This is a genomic window from Streptomyces sp. NPDC037054, assembly GCF_055606745.1.
The window spans coordinates 545,791-566,295 of sequence record NZ_JBVJSJ010000002.1 but is presented as its reverse complement, the minus strand read 5'-3'; the positions used below and the strand labels follow the sequence as shown (position 1 = coordinate 566,295).

The following is a 20,505-nucleotide window of genomic DNA, read 5'->3' as shown; positions in this document are numbered from 1 at the left end:
CGGCGGTTGATCGGATACGGGGGCATCGTATCGGGTGGGCGCGAGGCGGCCCGGAGCCTGTGGATCACGACTGGCCCGGGCCGCCCGGAGCCTCCGACTACGGCAGGGCCGGCGGGAGCTTGGCCGGGGTCCGCTCCAGCGCCTCCAGGGCCAGGCGGATCGCCTCGTCCAGTTGGGGGTCGCGGCCCGCCGCGTGGTCCTGGGGCCGCTGCGGGACCTCGACGTCCGGGTCGACGCCGTGGTTCTCCACGCCCCACCCGTAACCCTCCAGCCAGAACGCGTACTTGGGCTGGGTGATCAGCGTGCCGTCGACCAGCCGGTAGCGGCTGTCGATGCCGATGACGCCGCCCCAGGTGCGCATTCCGACGACCGGGCCGATGCCGAGCGCCTTGATCGCCGCGTTCACGATGTCGCCGTCGGAACCGGAGAACTCGTTGGCGACGGCGACGACCGGACCGCGCGGCGCGTCCATCGGGTAGCTGTACGGCCGCATGCCGCGCGGGGACGCCCAGCCGACGATGCGCCGTGCCAGTTTCTCCACGACCAACTGGGAGGTGTGGCCGCCGCGGTTCTCGCGGACGTCGACCACGAGGCCCTCGCGGGCGACCTCGACGCGCAGGTCCCGGTGGATCTGCGCCCAGCCCGGCGCCTGCATGTCGGGCACGTGGAGATAGCCGAGCCGTCCGCCGGACTTCTCGTGGACGTAGGCGCGCCGGTCGGCGACCCAGGCGTGGTAGCGCAGGGGTTCCTCGTCCTCCAGCGGGACGACGACCGCGTGCCGGGGCTCACCGCCGCCGGACGGCAGCACGGTCAGCTCCACGGGCTTGCCCGCCGTGCCCACCAGCAGCGGCCCGGGGCCGGTGACCGGGTCGACGGGCTGTCCGGCGACGGCGACGATCGCGTCCCCGGCGCGGACCGCGACGCCCGGCGCGGCGAGCGGGGAGCGGGCGTCCGGGTCGGACGTCTCGGAGGGCAGGACGCGGTCGATGCGCCAGGTGCCGTCCTCGTGGCGGGAGATGTCCGCGCCGAGCAGGCCCTGCCGGGGGCCGCCGCCGACGCCGCCGCGGGGGGTGACGTAGGCGTGCGAGGTGCCGAGTTCGCCGTGCACCTCCCACAGCAGGTCGACCAGGTCGTCGTGGGTGGCGACGCGGTCGAGGACGGGCCGGTAGCGGTCCAGGACGCCGGTCCAGTCGACGCCGCTCATGTCGGCCCGCCAGAAGTGGTCCCGCATGACGCGGCCGGTCTCCTCGAACATCTGCCGCCACTCGGCCGCCGGGTCGATCAGCTGGCGTACGCGGGACAGGTCGACGGTGATGTTGGTGTCGCTGTCGTCGTCGCCGGAGGCCCGCCGGTCGCTGGGGACGACCTTGAGCCGGCTGTCCGTCCACAGCAGGACCCGCTTGCCGTCGCCGCTGACCTCGAAGTGGTCGGCGTCGGCGGCGAGATGCTCGACGCGCTGCTGGGCGAGGTCGTAGCGCTCCAGCTCGGTCTGCGGGTCGGGGTCGTCGGGCGTGGCGCGGGAGTGGCCGAGGACGCCGTGGACCGGGTGCCGGAGCCACAGGACGCCGTCCTTCGCGGCCCGCAGGTTGGAGTAGCGGGCGGCCTCGACCGGGAAGGGCACGATGCGGTCGGCGAGGCCGTCCAGGTCGATGCGGGTGGTGGGGGTGCCCTCGCTGTCGGGGGTCTCGTCGCGGTCCGGTGTCTCGAAAGGGCGGCCGTGCCGCTGCGGCCCGAACGGCGACGGCGTGGTCGCCGCGAGCGTTATCAGGTACGGGCGGACGCCCTCGACGAACGCGAGGTCGAAGACGTGCTCGTCGTAGACCGGGTCGAAGGAGCGCGCCGACAGGAACGCGAGGTGCTTGCCGTCCAGGGTGAACGCGGGCGCGTAGTCCTGGAAGCGCAGTGGGGTGGCCTCCGTGACGGACAGGTCGGTGGTGTTGGCGAGCTTGAGCTGGCACAGCGGGCGCGGGCCGGGGTGCGACCAGGCGAGCCAGGCCGAGTCGGGCGAGAACACCAGCCCGGAGGCGTCGCCGTCCTCGCTGCGGTCGATCTCGCGGACCTCGCCGGTCTCCCGCTCGACGAGCAGCACCCGGCCGTCGTGCGAGGCGACGGCGGCGCGGCTGCCGTCGGGGGCCATGGCGAGGGAGAGGACGCGGCCGAGCTGTCCGGCGGCGAGCCGGCGCGGGGTGGCGCCGGGGGCGAGGCCGGTGGCGGGCGCGAACTCCAGCGCGTCGTCGCCCTCGGCGTCGGTCACCCACACCACCCACTCCTCGCCGTCGGCGCGGAAGGTGCGCGGCAGGCGGGCCCGTACGCCGGGCTGCGAGGCGAGCGCGCGGGCGGGTCCGGAGCGGTGGGTGACCCAGTGCACGGAGCCCCGCACGGAGACGGCGCTGCCGCGCGCGGTGTGGTCGGGGGACGCCGCGCCGAACCAGCGGGCGGCGTTCACGGGGAACGGGTTCAGGTCGACGCGCTGCCCGCCGAGCCGGACGTCGAGGGGGCGCGGCTCGGCGCCGTCGAGGTCGTCCAGGAGCCAGAGCCGGCCGGCGCTGGAGTACACGACACGGCTGCCGTCGGTGGCGGCGTGCCGGGCGTAGAAGCCTCCGAGCGGCGTGTGGCGGCGCAGGTCGGAGCCGTCGGCGAGGGAGGAGTAGACGGCGCCGGTGCCCTCGTGGTCGGAGAGGAACGCGATGCGGTCCCCGACCCAGAACGGGTACTCGATGTTGCCGTCGAGGTCCTCGTGCAGCCGGACGAACTCCCCCGCGCCCTCGCTGTCCTCGGCGGACCTGTCGATCCACAGCTTGCCCGCCGTGCCGCCCCGGTAGCGCTTCCACGAGGCGGCCTCGCGGCCCATCGTCGCGGACAGCAGCACCGTGTGCGGCCCGTACGCGACGTCGCCGACCGGCCCGTACGGCAGGGTCGCCGCGGGTCCGCCGTCGAGGGGGACGGCGCGGGCCCAGGTGCGGCGCAGGCTGGCCTGGCCGTGGGTGGTGATCGCGAGGACCTCGCCGTCCGGGGTCCAGCCGCGCACCTGTGTCCTCCCGCTGCCCCAGTGCGTGAGGCGTCGGGCGGGGCCGCCGTCGACCGGCGCGACGTGCACCTCGGGGGCGCCGTCACGGGTGGAGGTCCAGGCGACGGTCGTGCCGTCCGGGGAGATGCGGGGCATCGTCACCGGGACGTTCTCGGCGCTGACCCGCCAGGCGCGTCCGCCGTCGAGAGGCGCGACCCACACGTCGTCCTCGGCTGTGAAGGCGACCAACTCGCCGTGGAGATGGGGGAAACGGAGATACGCAGGCGAGGCCGCCGGTGCTGTGGTTGCGGGCTGAGTCACCCGATCACCCTATGCAGCGGCGGCGCCCGCGGACAGGGGTTCCGATCACTTGACCGGGACCGCACACCCTCCTGACCGGTTCACTTGCCCTCGACCGGCTGACAGCCCGGATCCTCGCGGCACCAGACGGTCCGCGTGACGGTCACGGTGACGGTGGGCTCCGCTCCCCCGCCGCCCGGGTCACTGGTCGCGGGCGGGGCGCTGGAGGCGGCGTCGCAGTTGCCGAGGCCGTCGACGCGGAACCACACCTTGCCGTCGACCTTCGCGATGAGATTCCCGCGCACACAGGCGCCGTTGACGACGCGGGTGACCTTCCCGGTGACGGTGATGTCCTTGCCGTCGGCGGTCTCGCCCTCGCAGTCGACGGTGGCGACGGCCTTCTCGGACGCGGTGGCGGACGAGGTGCCGCCGCCGTCGTCCCCGGAGGAGGCCGTGCAGGTCAGCCACCGCACCTCGGCCTTCTGCCGCTCCAGCTCCCGGGTCACGGTCTGGTCCGTCGTGTACGCCACCGCCCCGGTGTTCAGCCCGCCGGGCTCACACGCGACGGCACCGGCCACGGCGACCGCGGCGAGACCGGCACCGGCTGCCGCACGCCACCGGCGCCGGACGGCCGGCATCCGCCGAATACGCCTCGACACCCCCATGAAGGGCAGCCTGCCACCGCGACGCGCCCAACGGTAGGGCGCATACGGCCACTTCGCGCGTACGGGGGACGCGGCGCGTGACGGGGGCCGTCGTCAGGACCAGCGGCCGGAGCGGCCCAGCAGGAGCGCCGCCGCGGCCGTCCCGGCGGTGGAGGTGCGCAGCACGCTGGGCCCCAGCCGGTAGGCCGGCGCTCCCGCGTCCGCGAACAGCGCCAACTCCTCGGGGGACACGCCCCCTTCGGGTCCGACGACGAGCACGACGCGGCCGGACGCGGGCAGTTCGGCGGTGGCCAGCGCAGTGTCGCCGCTCTCGTGCAGTACGGCGGCGAAGTCGGCGTCCGCGAGCAGCGCGGCGACCTGCTTGGTGGTGGCCGCGTCCGCGACGTCCGGGAACCGCACGCGGCGGGACTGCTTGCCGGCCTCACGGGCGGTGGCCCGCCACTTGCCGAGCGCCTTCAGGCCGCGGTCGCCCTTCCACTGCGTGATGCAGCGCGCCGCCGACCAGGGCACGATCGCGTCGACACCGACCTCGGTCATGGTCTCGACGGCCAGTTCGCCCCGGTCGCCCTTGGGCAGGGCCTGCACGACGGTGAGAGTGGGCGACGGTTCGGGCTCCTCGGCGACCTCTCCGAGCCGCACGACCAGCCGGTCCTTGCCCTCCGTGCCGACGACCTCGGCCTCGGCCCAGCGTCCGGCGCCGTCGGTGAGGACGACGCCCTCGCCGGCACGCAGCCGCTTCACGGACACCGCGTGCCGCCCCTCGGGCCCGGCCAGGACGTAACGGCCGTCGGCGCCCGCTTCGAAGTGCTCGACGACGAACACGGGCGCGGTCATCGGGCGCCGCCCGCCGACGCCGCGCGGGCGGCGGCCAGTTCGGCGGCGAGCACCTCCACGAGGTGCCCGGCGGGCAGCTCCCGCGCCATGCGGTGCCCCTGCCCCGCCCACAGCGCCATGCCCTGCGCGTCACCGGCCTTGGCGGCGGCCTTGCGCAGCGGCGAGGTCAGGTGGTGGACCTCCGGGTAGGCGGCGGGCGCGTAGGGGCCGTGCTCGCGCAGGAAGCGGTTGACGAGGCCGCGCGCCGGGCGGCCGGAGAACGCGCGCGTCAGTTCCGTGCGGACGAAGAGGGGGTTGGTCAGCGCCTGCTTGTGCAGCGCGTGCGCACCGGACTCGGGCGTGACGAGGAACGCCGTGCCCAGCTGGGCGGCGCTCGCACCGGCCGCGAGGACGGCAGCGATCTGGCCGCCGCGCATGATGCCGCCCGCGGCGACGACGGGGATGCCGACGGCCTCGCGGACCTGGGCGACCAGGGACAGCAGTCCGAGTCCGGAGCCGTCGGTCTCCGGGATGTCGCGGTGGGTGCCCTGGTGGCCGCCCGCCTCCACGCCCTGCGCGATCACGCCGTCTGCGCCGGCCCGTTCGACGGCGCGGGCCTCGTCCGGGGTGGTGGCGGTGACGAGGGTGCGGGTGCCGACGCGGCGCAGGGCGTCCAGGACTCCGCGCGAGGGGCAGCCGAAGTGGAAGGAGACCACCGGCACCGGGTTGTCCAGCAGCACCGCGAGCTTGGCGTCGAAGCCGTCGTCGCGGCCGCTGTCCGGGTCGCCCAGCTCGGTCTCGTACCAGCCGGCCTCACCGGCGAGCTGATGGGCGTAGACGTCCACGGCGGCCCGGTCGGCGGACTCGGGCTGCGGCATGAACAGGTTGACCCCGAAGGGCCGGTCGGTCAGTCCCCGCAGCTGTTTGATCTCCTGGTACATGCCGTCGGCGGTCTTGTACCCGGCGGCCAGGAAACCGAGCCCGCCCGCCTCGGAAACGGCGGCGGCGAGCTGCGGCACGGAGACGCCGCCCGCCATGGGGGCCTGCACGATCGGGTGGGGGAAGAGATCGGTCAGCGCGGAGGACATGACGGCATGTTGTCACGTCCTCGGGGCTTCTCCGAATCGGGCACCGCCCCATGTGAGAGGCGGCGGAACGAGACCTTCCGGCCCACGCGCCACCGCCCCCGCACCAGTGGGTGTCAGCGCCCGTTGAACGCGTCCTTCAGCCGCGAGAACAACCCCTGCTGCCCCGGCTGGAACTGACCCTGGGGCCGTTCCTCGCCGCGCAGCTTGGCCAGTTCGCGCAGCAGGCGCTCCTGCTCGGGGTCGAGCTTGGTCGGCGTCTGCACCTCGACGTGGACGATCAGGTCGCCCCGGCCGCCGCCGCGCAGGTGCGTGACGCCCCGGCCGTGCAGCGGGATCGACTGCCCGGACTGCGTGCCCGGACGGATGTCGACCTCCTCCAGGCCGTCGAGGGTCTCCAGCGGCACCTTCGTGCCGAGGGCCGCCGCCGTCATCGGGAGGGTGACCGTGCAGTGCAGGTCGTCGCCGCGCCGCTGGAACTGCGAGTGCGGCAGCTCGTGGATCTCCACGTACAGGTCACCGGCGGGACCGCCGCCGGGCCCGACCTCGCCCTCGCCGGCGAGCTGGATGCGGGTGCCGTTGTCGACACCGGCCGGGATCTTCACCGTCAGGGTGCGGCGCGAGCGGACCCGGCCGTCGCCGGCGCACTCCGGGCACGGCGTCGGGACGACCGTGCCGAAGCCCTGGCACTGGGGGCAGGGCCGCGACGTCATGACCTGGCCCAGGAAGGACCGGGTGACCTGGGAGACCTCGCCGCGGCCGCGGCACATGTCGCAGGTCTGCGCCGTGGTGCCCGGGGCGGCGCCCTCGCCACTGCACGTGGTGCAGACGACGGCCGTGTCGACCTGGATGTCCTTCGTCGTGCCGAACGCGGCCTCGTCGAGCTCGATCTCGATGCGGATCATCGCGTCCTGGCCGCGGCGGGTGCGCGAGCGCGGTCCGCGCTGCGACGCCGTCCCGAAGAACGCGTCCATGATGTCGGAGAAGTTCCCGAAGCCGCCGGCCCCGAAGCCGCCCGCGCCACCGCCCCCGGCCTGCGAGAGCGGGTCGCCGCCGAGGTCGTAGACCTGCTTCTTCTGCGGGTCCGACAGCACCTCGTAGGCGGCGTTGATCTCCTTGAACCGCTCTTGGGTCTTCGGGTCCGGATTGACGTCCGGGTGCAGCTCGCGAGCGAGCCGCCGGAAGGCCTTCTTGATCTCTTCCTGCGACGCGTCGCGGCGCACGCCGAGAACGGCGTAGTAGTCCGTGGCCACTTACGACTCCGCCAGGATCTGTCCGACGTACCGTGCCACTGCGCGTACCGCTCCCATCGTTCCCGGGTAGTCCATGCGGGTCGGTCCGACCACGCCGAGCTTGGCAACCGCCTCGCCGCCCGAACCGTAGCCGACCGACACGACGGACGTGGAGTTGAGTCCTTCGTGGGCGTTCTCGTGACCGATTCGGACGGTCACGCCCGGATCCTTCGCCTCGCCGAGCAGCTTCAGGAGCACCACCTGCTCCTCCAGCGCCTCAAGGACGGGCCGGATCGTGAGGGGGAAGTCGTGTCCGAAGCGCGTCAGATTGGCGGTGCCGCCGATCATCAGCCGCTCCTCGTTCTCCTCGACCAGCGTCTCCAGGAGAGTGGACAGCACCGTCGAGACCGTGCCGCGGTCCTCCGCCTCGAAGGCCTCCGGCAGATCCTCCACCAGGGTCGGCACGTCCGTGAAACGACGGCCCGCCACCCGGCTGTTGAGGCGCGCGCGCAGGTCCGCGAGCGCCATCTCGCCGAACGGCGCCGGGCAGTCCACGACCCGCTGCTCGACCCGGCCGGTGTCCGTGATCAGCACGAGCATGACCCGCGCCGGGGCGAGGGACAGCAGCTCCACGTGCCGCACGGTCGAACGGGTCAGCGACGGGTACTGCACGACGGCGACCTGCCGGGTGAGCTGCGCGAGCAGCCGCACCGTGCGGGCCACGACGTCGTCGAGGTCGACGGCTCCCTCGAGGAAGTTCTGGATCGCGCGCCGCTCGGGCGGCGACATGGGCTTGACGCCCGCGAGCTTGTCCACGAAGAGCCGGTAGCCCTTGTCGGTGGGGATGCGCCCGGCGCTGGTGTGCGGCTGCGCGATGAACCCCTCGTCCTCCAGGGCCGCCATGTCGTTGCGCACGGTGGCCGGGGAGACACCGAGGTTGTGACGCTCGGTGAGCGCCTTGGAACCGACGGGCTCCTCGGTGCCGACGTAGTCCTGGACGATGGCGCGCAACACCTGAAGCCTGCGTTCACTGAGCACCGCGCACACCTCCAGCTGTCGTCCGCCGCCGCTGTCCCTGGCACTCGGCGCGTGCGAGTGCCAGACTTCCCCGCCCAAGTGTACGGCCGTGGGGTGCACCGGGGGCAAGGCCGGTCCCGCCGCCGTGCCCGAGTGCGGCGTCAGCAGCTAGCGTCGCCGTATGACGGTGACTTGGGAAGAGCTGGGGTGGGAGCACATCGCCGGCGGAGTGGGCCGGTGCCGGCTGCCGGGCTGGGACTGCACGGCCGGGCTCGTCGTCGGCGACGGCTCCGCGCTGCTCGTCGACGCCGGGTCGAGCCTCGCCGAGGGCGCCCGGCTGCGCGAGCAGGCGGAACGGCTCGCCGGTCACCGTGTGACGCATCTCGCGCTGACCCACCCGCACTTCGACCACGTCCTCGGGGCGCCCGCGTTCGCGGGGGCCGAGGTGTACGGCGCGGTGGGCGTGGACGCGCTGTTCGGGCCGCGCGGCCGGGAGGAGCTGCGCGCGGACGCCGTGCGGCAAGGGCTGGACGCGTCGGCGGCGGAGGCGGCGGCCGACGCGCTCGCGGCGCCCCGGCACCTGGTCAGCGGCGAGTGGACCCTCGACCTGGGCGGCGGCCGCCAGGTCCTGCTGGCGAACGTGGGCCCGGGGCACACCGCGCACGACCTCGTCGTGCTGGTCCCCGGCGACCGCGAGGTGGTGTTCTGCGGCGACCTGGTGGAGCAGTCCGGCGAGCCGCAGGCGGGACCGGACGCGGTGCCGTCGCAGTGGCCCGCCGCGCTGGACCGGCTGCTCGCCCTCGGCGGCGAGGACGCGTTGTACGTGCCCGGTCACGGAGCGGTGGTCGGCGCCGCGTTCGTGCGGGCGCAGCGCGACGAGCTGGCGGCGCGTTTCGGCGTGTCGTGATCGCCGCCCGCCCGCTTCTCCTATCGTCGTTCGAATGCTCCCACCCGTCTCCCGCCACCGCCCTTCCAACGAAGGCCCTTCGGGCCCGCGCCCTCGTTCGTACTCCCCCGATCTGACCCCTCCGTGGAAGAGGCCGAAGCCGGTTCCGGAGGTTCCGGCCGAGCCCGGTCTCGTGGTGGAGGAGCCCGGCACCGGCTTCTGCGGTGCGGTGATCCGCTGCGAGGCGGGCACGGTCACCCTGGAGGACCGCTTCGGCAAGCACCGGGTGTTCCCGCTGGAGCCGCGCGGCTTCCTGCTGGAGGGCAGGGTGGTGACCCTGGTGAAACCGGCCGGCGGCCCCGTGCGCCCGGCCCGTACCGCCTCCGGTTCCGTCGCCGTGCCCGGCGCACGCGCGCGCGTGGCCCGCGCCGGGCGCATCTACGTCGAGGGGCGGCACGACGCCGAGCTGGTCGAGAAGGTGTGGGGCGACGACCTGCGCATCGAGGGCGTCGTCGTGGAGTACCTGGAGGGCGTGGACGACCTGCCGGCGATCGTCGCGGAGTTCGGCCCGGGCGCCGACGCCCGCCTCGGCGTCCTGGTGGACCACCTGGTGCCGGGCTCCAAGGAGTGGCGCATCGCACAGGCGGTGACCAGTGAGCACGCCCTCGTCGTGGGCCACCCCTACATCGACATCTGGGAGGCGGTGAAGCCGTCGGCCCTGGACATCGGGGCCTGGCCGCGGATCCCGCACGGCCAGGACTGGAAGAAGGGCGTGTGCCGCGCCCTGGGCTGGCCGGAAAACACCGGTGCGGCCTGGCAGCACATTCTGTCCAGGGTCCGCTCCTACAAGGACCTGGAGCCGGAACTGCTGGGCAGGGTCGAGGAGTTGATCGATTTCGTGACGGCCGACGGCGGGGTCTGAAGGGGCTCTGACGGGGCAGGGCGCGAGGCCCCGCGGGCCGGTCAGTCCACCAGGTCCCGCACCACCGCGTCCGCCAGCAGCCGCCCCCGCAGGGTCAGCGCCGCGCGCCCCTCCTCGTAGGGCCCGGCCGCCAGGAGGCCGTCGGCCAGGGCGCGGCGGGAGGCCGCCAGCCCGGCGTCCCTGAGCAGGGACAGCGGCACGCCGTCCCGCAGCCGCAGCTCCAGCAGGACGCGCTCCACCCGGCGGTCCTCCTCCGTCAGCAGTTCCCGCCCGGCGCCGGGGGAGCGGCCCGCCGCCAGCGCCGCCGCGTACGCCCCCGGATGCTTCACGTTCCACCAGCGCACGCCGCCCACGTGGGAGTGCGCGCCGGGTCCCGCGCCCCACCAGTCGGCGCCCCGCCAGTACAGCTCGTTGTGCAGGCAGCGTCCGCCCGCCGAGGTGGCCCAGTTGGACACCTCGTACCACTCGAAGCCCGCGGAGGACAGCGCCTCCTCGGCCATCAGGTAGCGGTCGGCGTGGACGTCGTCGTCGGTCATGGGGATCTCGCCGCGCCGGATGCGCCGGGCGAGCTGCGTGCCCTCCTCGACGATCAGCGCGTAGGCCGAGACGTGGTCGGGGCGGGCGCCGAGCGCGGCGTCCAGCGAGGCCCGCCAGTCGTCGTCGGACTCGCCGGGCGTGCCGTAGATCAGGTCGAGGTTGACGTGCTCGAAGCCGGCGGCGTGGGCCTCCGCGACGCAGGCCTCGGGGCGGCCCGGCGTGTGCGTGCGGTCGAGGACGCGCAGGACGTGCTGCCTCGCGCTCTGCATGCCGAAGGAGATCCGGTTGAAGCCGCCCGCGCGGAGCGCCGCCAGGTAGGCCGGGTCGACGGACTCGGGGTTGGCCTCCGTGGTGACCTCGGCGCCGGGCGCGAGACCGAACTCGTCGCGGACCGCCGCGAGCACCCGGACGAGGTCGGCGGCGGCCAGCAGGGTCGGTGTGCCGCCGCCGACGAACACCGTGCTGACCGGGCGCGGGTCGTCGCCCAGGACCTTGCGGGCGAGGCGGATCTCGTCGATCAGCGTCGCCGCGTAGTTGTCGCGGGAGGCGAGGACGCCGCCGGTGCCGCGCAGCTCGGTCGCCGTGTAGGTGTTGAAGTCGCAGTAGCCGCAGCGGGAGGCGCAGTACGGGACGTGCAGGTAGAACCCGAGGGGGCGGTCCGCGGCCCCGGCGAGCGCGTGCGGGGGCAGGGCGCCGTCGTCGGGGACGGGCTCGCCGTCGGGGAGTGCGGAAGGCATGTCCTCCATTGTCCAGCACCGGGCGCCCTTCCCCGCCGGCCCGCGGCGCCGACCGGCGTCGCACCGCGTCGCCGGCCCGCGTCGCCGGCTCGGGAAGGGCTCACTCGGCCTGGAGCACCAGCAGGGCCAGGTCGTCCTCGGGCGGACGGGTGCCGAAGTCGTGCACCAGTCCGCGGATGCGCTCCGCGATCAGCTCCGCGTCCAGCCCGGCGCAGCCCGCGAGGGCGGCCGCCAGCCCGTCCTCGTCGTCGAACTGGCGTGATCCGCAGCGCCGCTCGGTCACGCCGTCCGTGACGCACAGCAGGGTGTCGCCGGGGCGCAGCTCGAAGGTCTCGCTGACGTACGTCTCGTCCTCCACCACGCCGAGGAGCGTCTGCGGCCGGGCCGCGGTGTGCACCCGCCCGTCGGCGCCGAGCAGCAGCGGCAGCGGGTGCCCGGCGGAGGCGAGGGTGCAGCGGATGCCGGGCCCGGCCGCCGTCTCCACGAGGACCAGCTCGCCGTAGAGCAGGGACAGGAACCGGGTCTGCGGGCCGTCGCCGGGGGCCGCGGGCCGGCCACCGGCCAGGGCGCGGGCCGCCGCGTCCGCGGCCTCCGTCGCGTCGTCGAGCAGGAGCTGGTTGAGCCGGTCGAGGACGTCGGGGACGCCGTAGCCCTCGCGGGCGAGCAGGCGCAGCCAGGGCCGGGCGAGCCCGATGACGACGGCGGCCTCGGGGCCCTTGCCCTGGACGTCGCCGATGGCGAAGCACCAGCGGCCCTCGCCGGCCGGGAACAGGTCGTAGAAGTCGCCGCTCGGCCCGCCCTGGTCGCAGGGCTCGTGGACGAGGGCGCTGCGCACGCCCGGTATCTCGGCGACCGCGCCCGGCAGCAGCCCGCGTTGCAGCACGGAGCTGATGGTGACCTGCCGGGCGTACTGCCGGGCCGCGCCGACGGCGAGCGCCACCCGGCGGCCGAGGTCCTCGACGAGGCCGGTGATCTCGTCCGGGAAGCGGGGCGTGCCGGCCCGTCCGATGACGAGCGTGCCCAGCGGCCGGCCGCCGGCGACGAGCCGGTACGCCAGCGCCGTGCCGTAGGCGCCGTGCGGGCCGAGGGCCTGCGCGGGCCACGGGTAGGGGACGGGCCCGGAGGCCGTCGGGTCGGGCAGCCGGGGCGGGTCCTTCTCCAGCACGGCGCGCAGGTCCTCGATGCGGTTCTCGCTGCCGTGCCAGACGCGGGCCAGCCGCGCCCCGGGCGCCCAGGGGCCGTCGGCCCTGCCGCCGCGGCCGGTGGACTCGTCCTCCAGCCAGACGGCGCACCAGTCGGCGAGCCGGGGCACGATCAGCTGGGCGGTGAGGGAGGCGACGAGGTCCTCGTCGAGCTGTCCGGCGAGCAGTCCGGACGCCTCGGCGAGGAAGGACAGGGCGCCCCGGTTCAGCCAGTCCGCGTCGCGGCGCTCCTCGGCGGCCCGCCAGTCGCGGGGCGGCTCCGGCGCGAGCAGCCCGGCGGCGGCGAGGCCGCCGGGTTCCCCGACGTACGCGCCCTCGTCGCCGTCGGCCGCGCTGGTGGGCAGCCGGGCCCACACGGTCTTGGTGTCCGGGCGGTAGGTGATGCCCCAGCTCTCGGCGAGCGCGGCGACCAGGCGCAGGCCGCGTCCGTACTCGGGCGGCTCGTCGGGCGGTTCGGATCGGCCGTCGCGCGGGGCGCGCGAGGGGTGGTGGTCGCTGACCTCCAGCAGGAGCGTGCCGGTGTCCCGCTCCAGGCGCAGGGTCAGTTCGACGTCGGTGCCGGCGTGGACGACGGCGTTGGTGACGAGTTCGCTCACGACGAGGCCGGCGTCGTCGGCGAGCCGGCCGGTGAGCTCGTCGGTGCCGGTCAGCCCGCGGTCGGTCCAGTCGGCGAGGGCGTCGCGCACGAGGGCGCGGGCGGAACCGGCGGCGTGGCTGTTGCCGGGCAGGCTGGCGTGCGCCCGCGCGCAGTGCTGTTGCGCGGGCGCCTCGGCGGTACGGGAGAGGATCTCCCGTTGCGTCGGAATGGCCCCCATGGACAGCTCCCCCGGACGGTCGGTGCGAGTGCGCCTCGGTCGTTGCCGACAGAGTGACAGACCGACTGTGCTCGTATGCGGGGAGTTACCAAAAGTGGGGGGCGGTGGGCGGAAAACGTGCTACGGGTGTGTTCACACCGGTCGGAAAGCGACACGGACGCGCCGGATTGCGCCAGGAGGGGCGCAAGGCCATGAAACACGTACGGGCGACGCCCAGGGGTGTGCGCCGCCCGTACCCGCGAGGGTCACGCCTCGCGCGCCCCCTCGTACATCTCGTCGATGAGGTGCTTGTACTCGCGCTCCACGACGGGCCGCTTCAGCTTCAGGCTCGGGGTGATCTCGCCGTGCTCGACGTCGAGGTCGCGCGGCAGCAGGCGGAACTTCTTGACCGTCTGCCAGCGCTGCAGGCCCTCGTTGAGCTGCTTGACGTAGCCGTCGACCATCTCGACGGTGACGGGCGCGGCGACGATGTCGGCGTACGGCTTGCCCTCCAGGCCGTTCTCCTTGGCCCAGCCGGTGATGGCGATCTCGTCCAGGGCGATGAGGGCGGTGCAGTAGTTCCGGTCGGCGCCGTGCACCAGGATGTTGGAGACGTACGGGCAGATCGCCTTGAACCGGCCCTCGACCTCGGCGGGCGCGACGTACTTGCCGCCGGAGGTCTTGATGAGGTCCTTCTTGCGGTCGGTGATCCGCAGGTAGCCGTCCGGGGAGAGCTCGCCGATGTCGCCGGTGTGGAACCAGCCGTCCTCCTCCAGGACCTCGGCGGTCTTCTCGGGCAGCCCGTGGTAGCCCTCCATGATGCCGGGGCCGCGCAGCAGGATCTCGCCGTCGTCGGCGATGCGCACCTCGGTGCCGGGCAGCGGCTTGCCGACCGTGCCGGTGCGGTAGGCCTCGCCGGGGTTGACGAAGGACGCCGCGGAGGACTCGGTGAGGCCGTAGCCCTCCAGGATGTGGATGCCGGCGCCGGCGAAGAAGTAGCCGATGTCGGGGGCGAGCGCGGCCGAGCCGGAGACGCAGGCGCGCAGGTTGCCGCCGAAGGCCTCGCGGATCTTGGCGTAGACGAGCCTGTCGGCGAGGTTGTGCTTGGCGGTCAGGCCGAAGGGGGCGCTCGCGACGCCGGTGCGGCGGAAGTTGTCCTGGGTGACCTTGGCGTACTCGCGGGCCACGCCGGCCGCCCACTGGAAGATCTTGTACTTGGCGCCGCCGCCCGCCTTCGCCTTGGCCGCGACCCCGTTGTAGACCTTCTCGAAGATGCGCGGCACGGCCGCCATGTACGTCGGCCGCACGACCGGCAGATTCTCGATGATCTTGTCGACGCGGCCGTCGACGGCGGTGACGTGGCCGACCTCGATCTGGCCGGAGGTGAGCACCTTGCCGAAGACGTGCGCGAGGGGCAGCCAGAGGTACTGCACGTCGTCGCCGCTGACCAGTCCGGTCGCGGCGATCGCCTTCGCCATGTACGACCAGTTGTCGTGCGGCAGGCGCACGCCCTTGGGGCGGCCGGTGGTGCCGGAGGTGTAGATGAGGGTGGCGAGCTGGTCCCTGGTGATCGCACCGACCCGCTGCTTGATCAGCTCGGGGTCCTTCTCCAGGCGGGCCGCGCCGCGGGCCTCCAGGTCGGCGAGGGTGAGGACCCAGTCGTCGGTCTCGACGTCCGCCCCGTCGATCACCACGACATGGGTGAGCGCGGTCAGCTCGCCGCGCTTCTCGCGGGCCTTGGCGAGCTGCTCGGCGTTCTCCGCGATCAGCACCCGGCTCTCGGAGTCGGAGAGGATGTACGCCGACTCCTCGGCGTTGGTCTGCGGGTAGACCGTGGTCGTGGCGGCGCCGGCACACATGATGCCGAGGTCGGCGAGGATCCACTCGAGGCGGGTCGAGGAGGCGAGCGCGACGCGCTGCTCCGGCTGCACGCCCAGCTCGATGAGTCCGGCCGCGATGGCGTGGACCCGCTCGGCGGCCTGGGCCCAGGTCAGGGACTTCCAGTCGTCCGGCCCCTCGCCGGAGGCGGCGGGCACCGGGTGGCGATAGGCCTCGGCGTCGGGCGTGGCCGCCACGCGCTCCAGGAAGAGGCCCGCAACGGACGGCGGACGGTTCTCGATCAGTGTCTGTGCGTCGCTCACGACATCCTCCGGGGCCCGCGACTTTGCGGCTGGCTCAGTGCGGCTGGCTGGTGCGGCTGTTCCTCACGCGAGCTTGTTTAACTCGCGAGTAACTATCGAGCAGGGATCAGGGTAAGGGGCATCCGGCCACCACGTAAGAGCCTGCGCCCTGTCACTTCCTACAGACAGCCGCCCGGCCCATGCACAGGGGCCCGCCGCGTTTCGCGCGACAGGCCCCTGTTCCACCCGGTTTGGCCGGACGACCGGCCGTAACCTGCGGTTACTTCTTGCCCTTGGCCGACGCCGCGCCGTCGTCGCTGGACAGGACGGCGATGAAGGCCTCCTGCGGAACCTCCACGGAACCCACCATCTTCATCCGCTTCTTGCCTTCCTTCTGCTTCTCCAGCAGCTTCCGCTTGCGGGAGATGTCACCGCCGTAGCACTTGGCGAGGACGTCCTTGCGGATGGCGCGGATGGTCTCGCGGGCGATGACCCGGGAACCGATGGCGGCCTGCACCGGCACCTCGAAGGCCTGCCTCGGGATCAGCTCCTTCAGCTTGGCGACGAGCCGCACGCCGTACGCGTACGCCTGGTCCCGGTGGGTGATCGCGGAGAACGCGTCCACCTTGTCGCCGTGCAGCAGGATGTCGACCTTGACCAGGCTGGAGGTCTGCTCGCCGGTGGGCTCGTAGTCGAGCGAGGCGTAGCCGCGGGTCTTGGACTTCAGCTGGTCGAAGAAGTCGAAGACGATCTCGGCGAGCGGCAGGGTGTAGCGGATCTCCACCCGGTCCTCGGACAGGTAGTCCATGCCGAGCAGGGTGCCGCGCCGGGTCTGGCACAGCTCCATGATCGAGCCGATGAACTCGCTGGGCGCCAGGATGGTGGCGCGCACGACCGGCTCGTACACCTCGCCGATCTTCCCCTCGGGGAACTCGCTCGGGTTGGTGACGGTGTGCTCGGAGCCGTCCTCCATGACCACGCGGTAGACCACGTTCGGCGCGGTGGCGATCAGGTCGAGGCCGAACTCGCGCTCCAGGCGCTCGCGGATCACGTCCAGGTGCAGCAGGCCGAGGAAGCCGACGCGGAAGCCGAAGCCGAGCGCGGCGGACGTCTCCGGCTCGTAGACCAGCGCGGCGTCGTTCAGCTGGAGCTTGTCGAGGGCCTCGCGCAGCTCCGGGTAGTCCGAGCCGTCCAGCGGATACAGGCCCGAGAACACCATCGGCTTGGGGTCCTTGTAGCCGCCGAGCGCCTCCTCGGCGCCCTTGTGCTGGCTGGTGACCGTGTCGCCGACCTTGGACTGGCGGACGTCCTTCACACCGGTGATGAGGTAGCCCACCTCGCCGACACCCAGGCCGTCGGCGGCCAGCATCTCCGGGGAGTTGGTGCCGATCTCCAGCAGCTCGTGCGTGGCGTTCGTCGACATCATCCGGATCCGCTCGCGCTTGTTGAGCTGGCCGTCGATGACACGGACGTACGTCACGACACCGCGGTAGGAGTCGTACACCGAGTCGAAGATCATCGCGCGGGCCGGGGCGTCCTTGACGCCGACCGGGGCGGGGACGTCCGCGACCACCCGGTCGAGCAGCGCCTCGACCCCCAGGCCCGTCTTGGCGGAGACCTTGAGCACGTCGTCCGGGTCGCAGCCGACCAGGTTGGCGAGTTCCTCGGCGAACTTCTCGGGCTGCGCGGCCGGCAGGTCGATCTTGTTGAGCACCGGGATGATCGTGAGGTCGTTCTCCATCGCCAGGTACAGGTTGGCGAGGGTCTGCGCCTCGATGCCCTGGGCGGCGTCGACGAGGAGGATGGTCCCCTCGCAGGCGGCGAGCGACCGCGAGACCTCGTACGTGAAGTCGACGTGCCCCGGGGTGTCGATCATGTTGAGGATGTGCGTCTTGCTCTTGTCGTGGGTCGGGGCCCACGGCAACCGCACCGCCTGGGACTTGATCGTGATGCCGCGCTCGCGCTCGATGTCCATGCGGTCGAGGTACTGGGCGCGCATCTGCCGCTGCTCGACCACTCCGGTCAGCTGGAGCATCCGGTCGGCGAGCGTGGACTTGCCGTGGTCGATGTGCGCGATGATGCAGAAATTGCGGATCAGAGCCGGGTCGGTACGGCTCGGCTCGGGCACATGGCTAGGGATCGCGGGCACGCAGGGTCCTGATTCTTGAGGCGTCCGCAGCCGTCTGCGGTCTCGGGTCGGAACGATCGGGTCTATACGTAGGCTCCATGGTCCCACGGTTGGGGAGCTGCGACGGGTTTGGGCCGCCCTCCGGGCCGCTGGTAGGCTGGGTGGCTGTGTCTCATGCCCTCTCGCAGGAGGCACACACTCAAGAAATTCACCGGCTCGGGACCCGTGCGGCCCCGCGCCAGAACCTGTAGAGGCTCATTCGTGGCGAACATCAAGTCCCAGATCAAGCGGATCAAGACCAACGAGAAGGCCCGGCTGCGCAACAAGGCCGTCAAGTCCTCCCTGAAGACCGCGATCCGCAAGGCCCGCGAGGCCGCTGCCGCGGGTGACGTCGAGAAGGCCACCGAGTACCAGCGCGCTGCCGCGCGTCTGCTCGACAAGGCCGTCTCGAAGGGCGTCATCCACAAGAACCAGGCCGCCAACAAGAAGTCGGCGCTTGCTTCCAAGGTCGCGTCCGTCAAGGGCTGAATCTCCCTTTGATCTGACCGCCGGAAGGACCCAGAGCGGGCCCTCTCTCATCCGCTCCCGACCGGCACCCCGGAACCGCACGCGGCCTGCGTTCGCCACGCGGGTGCGGTTCCAGAAGCCTGACGCGAAGGCCCCGTCCACCGCTCTTCCCCAGAGCGGACGGACGGGGCCTTCGCCGTAACGGCGGGGCGGGGCGGGCCGCCGGGGCGGGGCACGATCAGGTGCGGCCTCTCGACCGGGCCGCGCGGGCGATCGCGACGACCGCCTTCTCCAGCGCGTACTCCGGGTCGTCGCCGCCGCCCTTCACGCCCGCGTCCGCCTCGGCGACCGCCCGCAGCGCGACCGACAGGCCGTCCGGCGTCCAGCCCCGGCTCTGCTGGCGCACCCGGTCGATCTTCCACGGCGGCATGCCGAGCTCACGGGCCAGGTCGGCGGGCCGGCCGCCGCGCGCGGAGGACAGCTTGCCGATCGCCCGCACGCCCTGCGCGAGGGCGCTGGTGATCAGCACCGGCGCGACGCCCGTCGCCAGCGACCAGCGCAGGGCCTCCAGCGCCTCCGCCGTGCGGCCCTCCACGGCCCGATCGGCGACGGTGAAGCTCGACGCCTCGGCCCGCCCCGTGTAGTAGCGCCCGACGACAGCCTCGTCGATCGTCCCCTCGACGTCCGCCGCGAGCTGCGCCACCGCCGACGCCAGCTCCCGCAGATCGCTGCCGATGGCGTCGACCAGCGCCTGGCAGGCCTCCGGCGTCGCCGAACGCCCGAGCGCCCGGAACTCGCCGCGCACGAACGCCAGCCGGTCCGCCGGCTTCGTCATCTTCGGGCAGGCCACCTCGCGCGCGCCCGCCTTGCGCGCCGCGTCGAGCAGTCCCTTGCCCTTGGCGCCGCCGGCGTGCAGCAGCACGAGCGTGATCTCCTCGGCGGGCGCGCCGAGGTACGCCTTCACGTCCTTGATCGTGTCGGCCGAGAGGTCCTGCGCGTTGCGTACGACCACGACCTTGCGCTCCGCGAAGAGCGACGGGCTGGTCAGCTCGGCGAGCGTGCCGGGCTGCAGCTGGTCCGGGGTCAGATCGCGTACGTCCGTGTCGGCGTCGGCGGCCTTGGCGGCGGCCACCACCTCCTGCACGGCACGGTCGAGCAGGAGGTCCTCCTGGCCCACGGCGAGGGTCACCGGGGCGAGAGGGTCGTCGTTCGCAGTCTTCCTGGCCATCGCGACAAGCATCGCACGCGGCACTGACAACGCGGCCCGCGCTGCCGCCCGGGCCGTTCCGCGGCCTGGGGGCTGTCTGGCAAATGAGCGCGACGCCGCGGGCGTTGTCAGAACCCCTCAGAACCCCCTAGGGCTCCTCGCGCCAGCCGTCCCACTCCGCCGCGAACTCGTCCAGCTCCGCCGCGTCCAGCCGCTCCCGCTCGTCGCGCAGGACGACCAGCCACTGCGCGTCCTCGGCGTCGTCCTCGCCGGCCAGCGCGTCCCGGACGAGCTGCGGTTCCTCGTCGAGTCCGAACCGCTCCCCGAGCGCCTCGGCCGCCTCCTGGGCGGCATCGCGGTCGGGCAGCACCAGCACATGTCTCACGTCACTCACATGAGCCATTGTCCGGCACCGCCCGGGACGCGAATCTCCAGGTCAGGCCTTGGCCACCAACTGCACGTCGAGGGTCACGCCGATGGTGGGGCCGACGACCGCGATCCCGCGCGCGAGCATCGTCTGCCAGCTCACCGTGAAGTCGTCGCGGTGCAGTTCGGTGGTGGCCCGGAAGGCCGCGCGCGCCTCGCCCTCCATGCCGTTGCCCAGTCCGAGGTACTCGGTGTCCAGGGTCACCGTGCGCGTCACCCCGTGCAGCGACAACGCCCCGGTGACGGCCCACCGGTTGCCGCCCCGGTGCACACACCGGTCGCCGTAGAACTCCAGCGTCGGGAACTGCTCGACGTCCAGGAAGTCCGCCGACCTGAGGTGGTCGTCGCGCATCGTGACCCGCGTGTCGATGGACGCCGCGTCGATCACCACGTGCATCGCGGACCGCTCCACCGGGTCGGCGACGCGGATGACGCCCGCGAAGGAGTTGAACCGGCCGTGGATCCGGGCCAGTCCGATGTGCCGCGCGGTGAAGGCGATCGAGGAGTGCGCCGGCTCGATCTCCCAGTCGCCCGGCGCGGGCAGCTCCGGCGGGCGGGCCACCTGGAGCCTCACGTCGCCGAGCGAGGCGAGCGAGTCCTCGGTGACCGACGTGGTCGCCCGGTACGGCGTGAAGCCCTCGGCCGACACCGCCAGCCGGTACTCCCCGGCCGGCACTGTCGCCAGGAACGAGCCGTAGGGATCCGCGCCCCCGCTGACCACCTTGCGCCCCAGCGTGTCGGTGACCGCGAACTCGGCGTGTGTGACCGGTTCGTTGACCGGGTCGAGCACTCTGCAGCTGAGGACGCCGGCTCTCGGTGGGGTCTTGATCGCCGCCAGTGGGTTCGTCCGGTGCACCCGGCCGGCCCGGTTCGCTCGGCTCGCTCGGTTTCCCAGCCACCGGCTGATCATCTGCGACAAC

General features: G+C 73.2%; 16 protein-coding genes. 3 read left to right on the top strand and 13 right to left on the bottom strand.

Translation table 11 applies throughout. The annotated features are described in order from the left end of the window. Nucleotides 1-97: 97 nt before the first annotated feature. The 6 genes from ACZ7D7_RS07465 to hrcA all read right to left on the bottom strand — a co-directional run bounded on the left by ACZ7D7_RS07465 (nt 98) and on the right by hrcA (nt 8,140). Nucleotides 98-3,328: a S41 family peptidase gene (locus ACZ7D7_RS07465; protein WP_470822988.1), complete on the bottom strand. Its 3,231-nt coding sequence runs from the start codon at nt 3,326-3,328 to the stop codon at nt 98-100. Between the two features lie 80 nt (nt 3,329-3,408). Then, nucleotides 3,409-3,972 (bottom strand): hypothetical protein, encoded by a 564-nt coding sequence (locus ACZ7D7_RS07460; RefSeq protein ID WP_470822987.1) that lies wholly within the window; start codon nt 3,970-3,972, stop codon nt 3,409-3,411. Between the two features lie 93 nt (nt 3,973-4,065). Further along, entirely contained in the window at nt 4,066-4,806 is a 741-nt protein-coding gene (locus ACZ7D7_RS07455) for a 16S rRNA (uracil(1498)-N(3))-methyltransferase (RefSeq protein ID WP_470822986.1), read from the bottom strand. Continuing rightward, on the bottom strand, nt 4,803-5,873 hold the full coding sequence (locus tag ACZ7D7_RS07450; RefSeq protein WP_470822985.1) for a nitronate monooxygenase: 1,071 nt from the start codon (nt 5,871-5,873) through the stop codon (nt 4,803-4,805). The genes ACZ7D7_RS07455 and ACZ7D7_RS07450 overlap by 4 nt, the downstream gene beginning before the upstream one ends. A gap of 113 nt (nt 5,874-5,986) precedes the next feature. Then, a complete protein-coding gene (gene dnaJ / locus ACZ7D7_RS07445; RefSeq protein ID WP_470822984.1) occupies nt 5,987-7,123 on the bottom strand; it encodes a molecular chaperone DnaJ in 1,137 nt (378 codons plus the stop codon). Beyond that, nucleotides 7,124-8,140, bottom strand: a complete 1,017-nt coding sequence (hrcA, locus tag ACZ7D7_RS07440) for a heat-inducible transcriptional repressor HrcA (RefSeq protein WP_365962291.1) — start codon at nt 8,138-8,140, stop codon at nt 7,124-7,126. It lies immediately after the preceding gene. A 160-nt stretch (nt 8,141-8,300) separates the two neighbouring features. Here hrcA and ACZ7D7_RS07435 point away from each other — a divergent pair, with 160 nt between their 5' ends. After that, a complete protein-coding gene (locus ACZ7D7_RS07435; protein ID WP_470822983.1) occupies nt 8,301-9,026 on the top strand; it encodes an MBL fold metallo-hydrolase in 726 nt (241 codons plus the stop codon). 34 nt (nt 9,027-9,060) lie between these two features. Next, complete coding sequence (locus ACZ7D7_RS07430) at nt 9,061-9,927, top strand: DUF3097 domain-containing protein (protein WP_470822982.1); 867 nt, start codon at nt 9,061-9,063, stop codon at nt 9,925-9,927. Between the two features lie 41 nt (nt 9,928-9,968). Here ACZ7D7_RS07430 and hemW read toward each other — a convergent pair whose 3' ends face one another. The 4 genes from hemW to lepA form a co-directional block, all read right to left on the bottom strand. Then, the gene (hemW, locus tag ACZ7D7_RS07425; RefSeq protein WP_470822981.1) at nt 9,969-11,201 is read right to left on the bottom strand and encodes a radical SAM family heme chaperone HemW; all 1,233 of its coding nucleotides are present in this window, start codon (nt 11,199-11,201) and stop codon (nt 9,969-9,971) included. A 100-nt stretch (nt 11,202-11,301) separates the two neighbouring features. Then, entirely contained in the window at nt 11,302-13,218 is a 1,917-nt protein-coding gene (locus ACZ7D7_RS07420) for a SpoIIE family protein phosphatase (RefSeq protein ID WP_470822980.1), read from the bottom strand. 245 nt (nt 13,219-13,463) lie between these two features. Continuing rightward, nucleotides 13,464-15,338: an AMP-dependent synthetase/ligase gene (locus ACZ7D7_RS07415; RefSeq protein ID WP_470822979.1), complete on the bottom strand. Its 1,875-nt coding sequence runs from the start codon at nt 15,336-15,338 to the stop codon at nt 13,464-13,466. A gap of 259 nt (nt 15,339-15,597) precedes the next feature. Continuing rightward, entirely contained in the window at nt 15,598-17,466 is a 1,869-nt protein-coding gene (gene lepA / locus ACZ7D7_RS07410; protein ID WP_470822978.1) for a translation elongation factor 4, read from the bottom strand. A 240-nt stretch (nt 17,467-17,706) separates the two neighbouring features. On the opposite strand from lepA, the gene rpsT reads away from it, so the two are divergent. After that, a complete protein-coding gene (rpsT, locus tag ACZ7D7_RS07405) occupies nt 17,707-17,973 on the top strand; it encodes a 30S ribosomal protein S20 (protein ID WP_470822977.1) in 267 nt (88 codons plus the stop codon). 217 nt (nt 17,974-18,190) lie between these two features. Here the strand turns inward: rpsT and holA are convergent, their stop codons facing one another. The 3 genes from holA to ACZ7D7_RS07390 form a co-directional block, all read right to left on the bottom strand. Beyond that, nucleotides 18,191-19,180, bottom strand: a complete 990-nt coding sequence (gene holA / locus ACZ7D7_RS07400; protein WP_470822976.1) for a DNA polymerase III subunit delta — start codon at nt 19,178-19,180, stop codon at nt 18,191-18,193. Nucleotides 19,181-19,307: 127 nt separating this feature from the next. Then, complete coding sequence (locus tag ACZ7D7_RS07395; RefSeq protein WP_470822975.1) at nt 19,308-19,553, bottom strand: hypothetical protein; 246 nt, start codon at nt 19,551-19,553, stop codon at nt 19,308-19,310. A 42-nt stretch (nt 19,554-19,595) separates the two neighbouring features. Then, a complete protein-coding gene (locus ACZ7D7_RS07390; protein WP_470822974.1) occupies nt 19,596-20,495 on the bottom strand; it encodes a YceI family protein in 900 nt (299 codons plus the stop codon). Nucleotides 20,496-20,505: the final 10 nt, after the last annotated feature.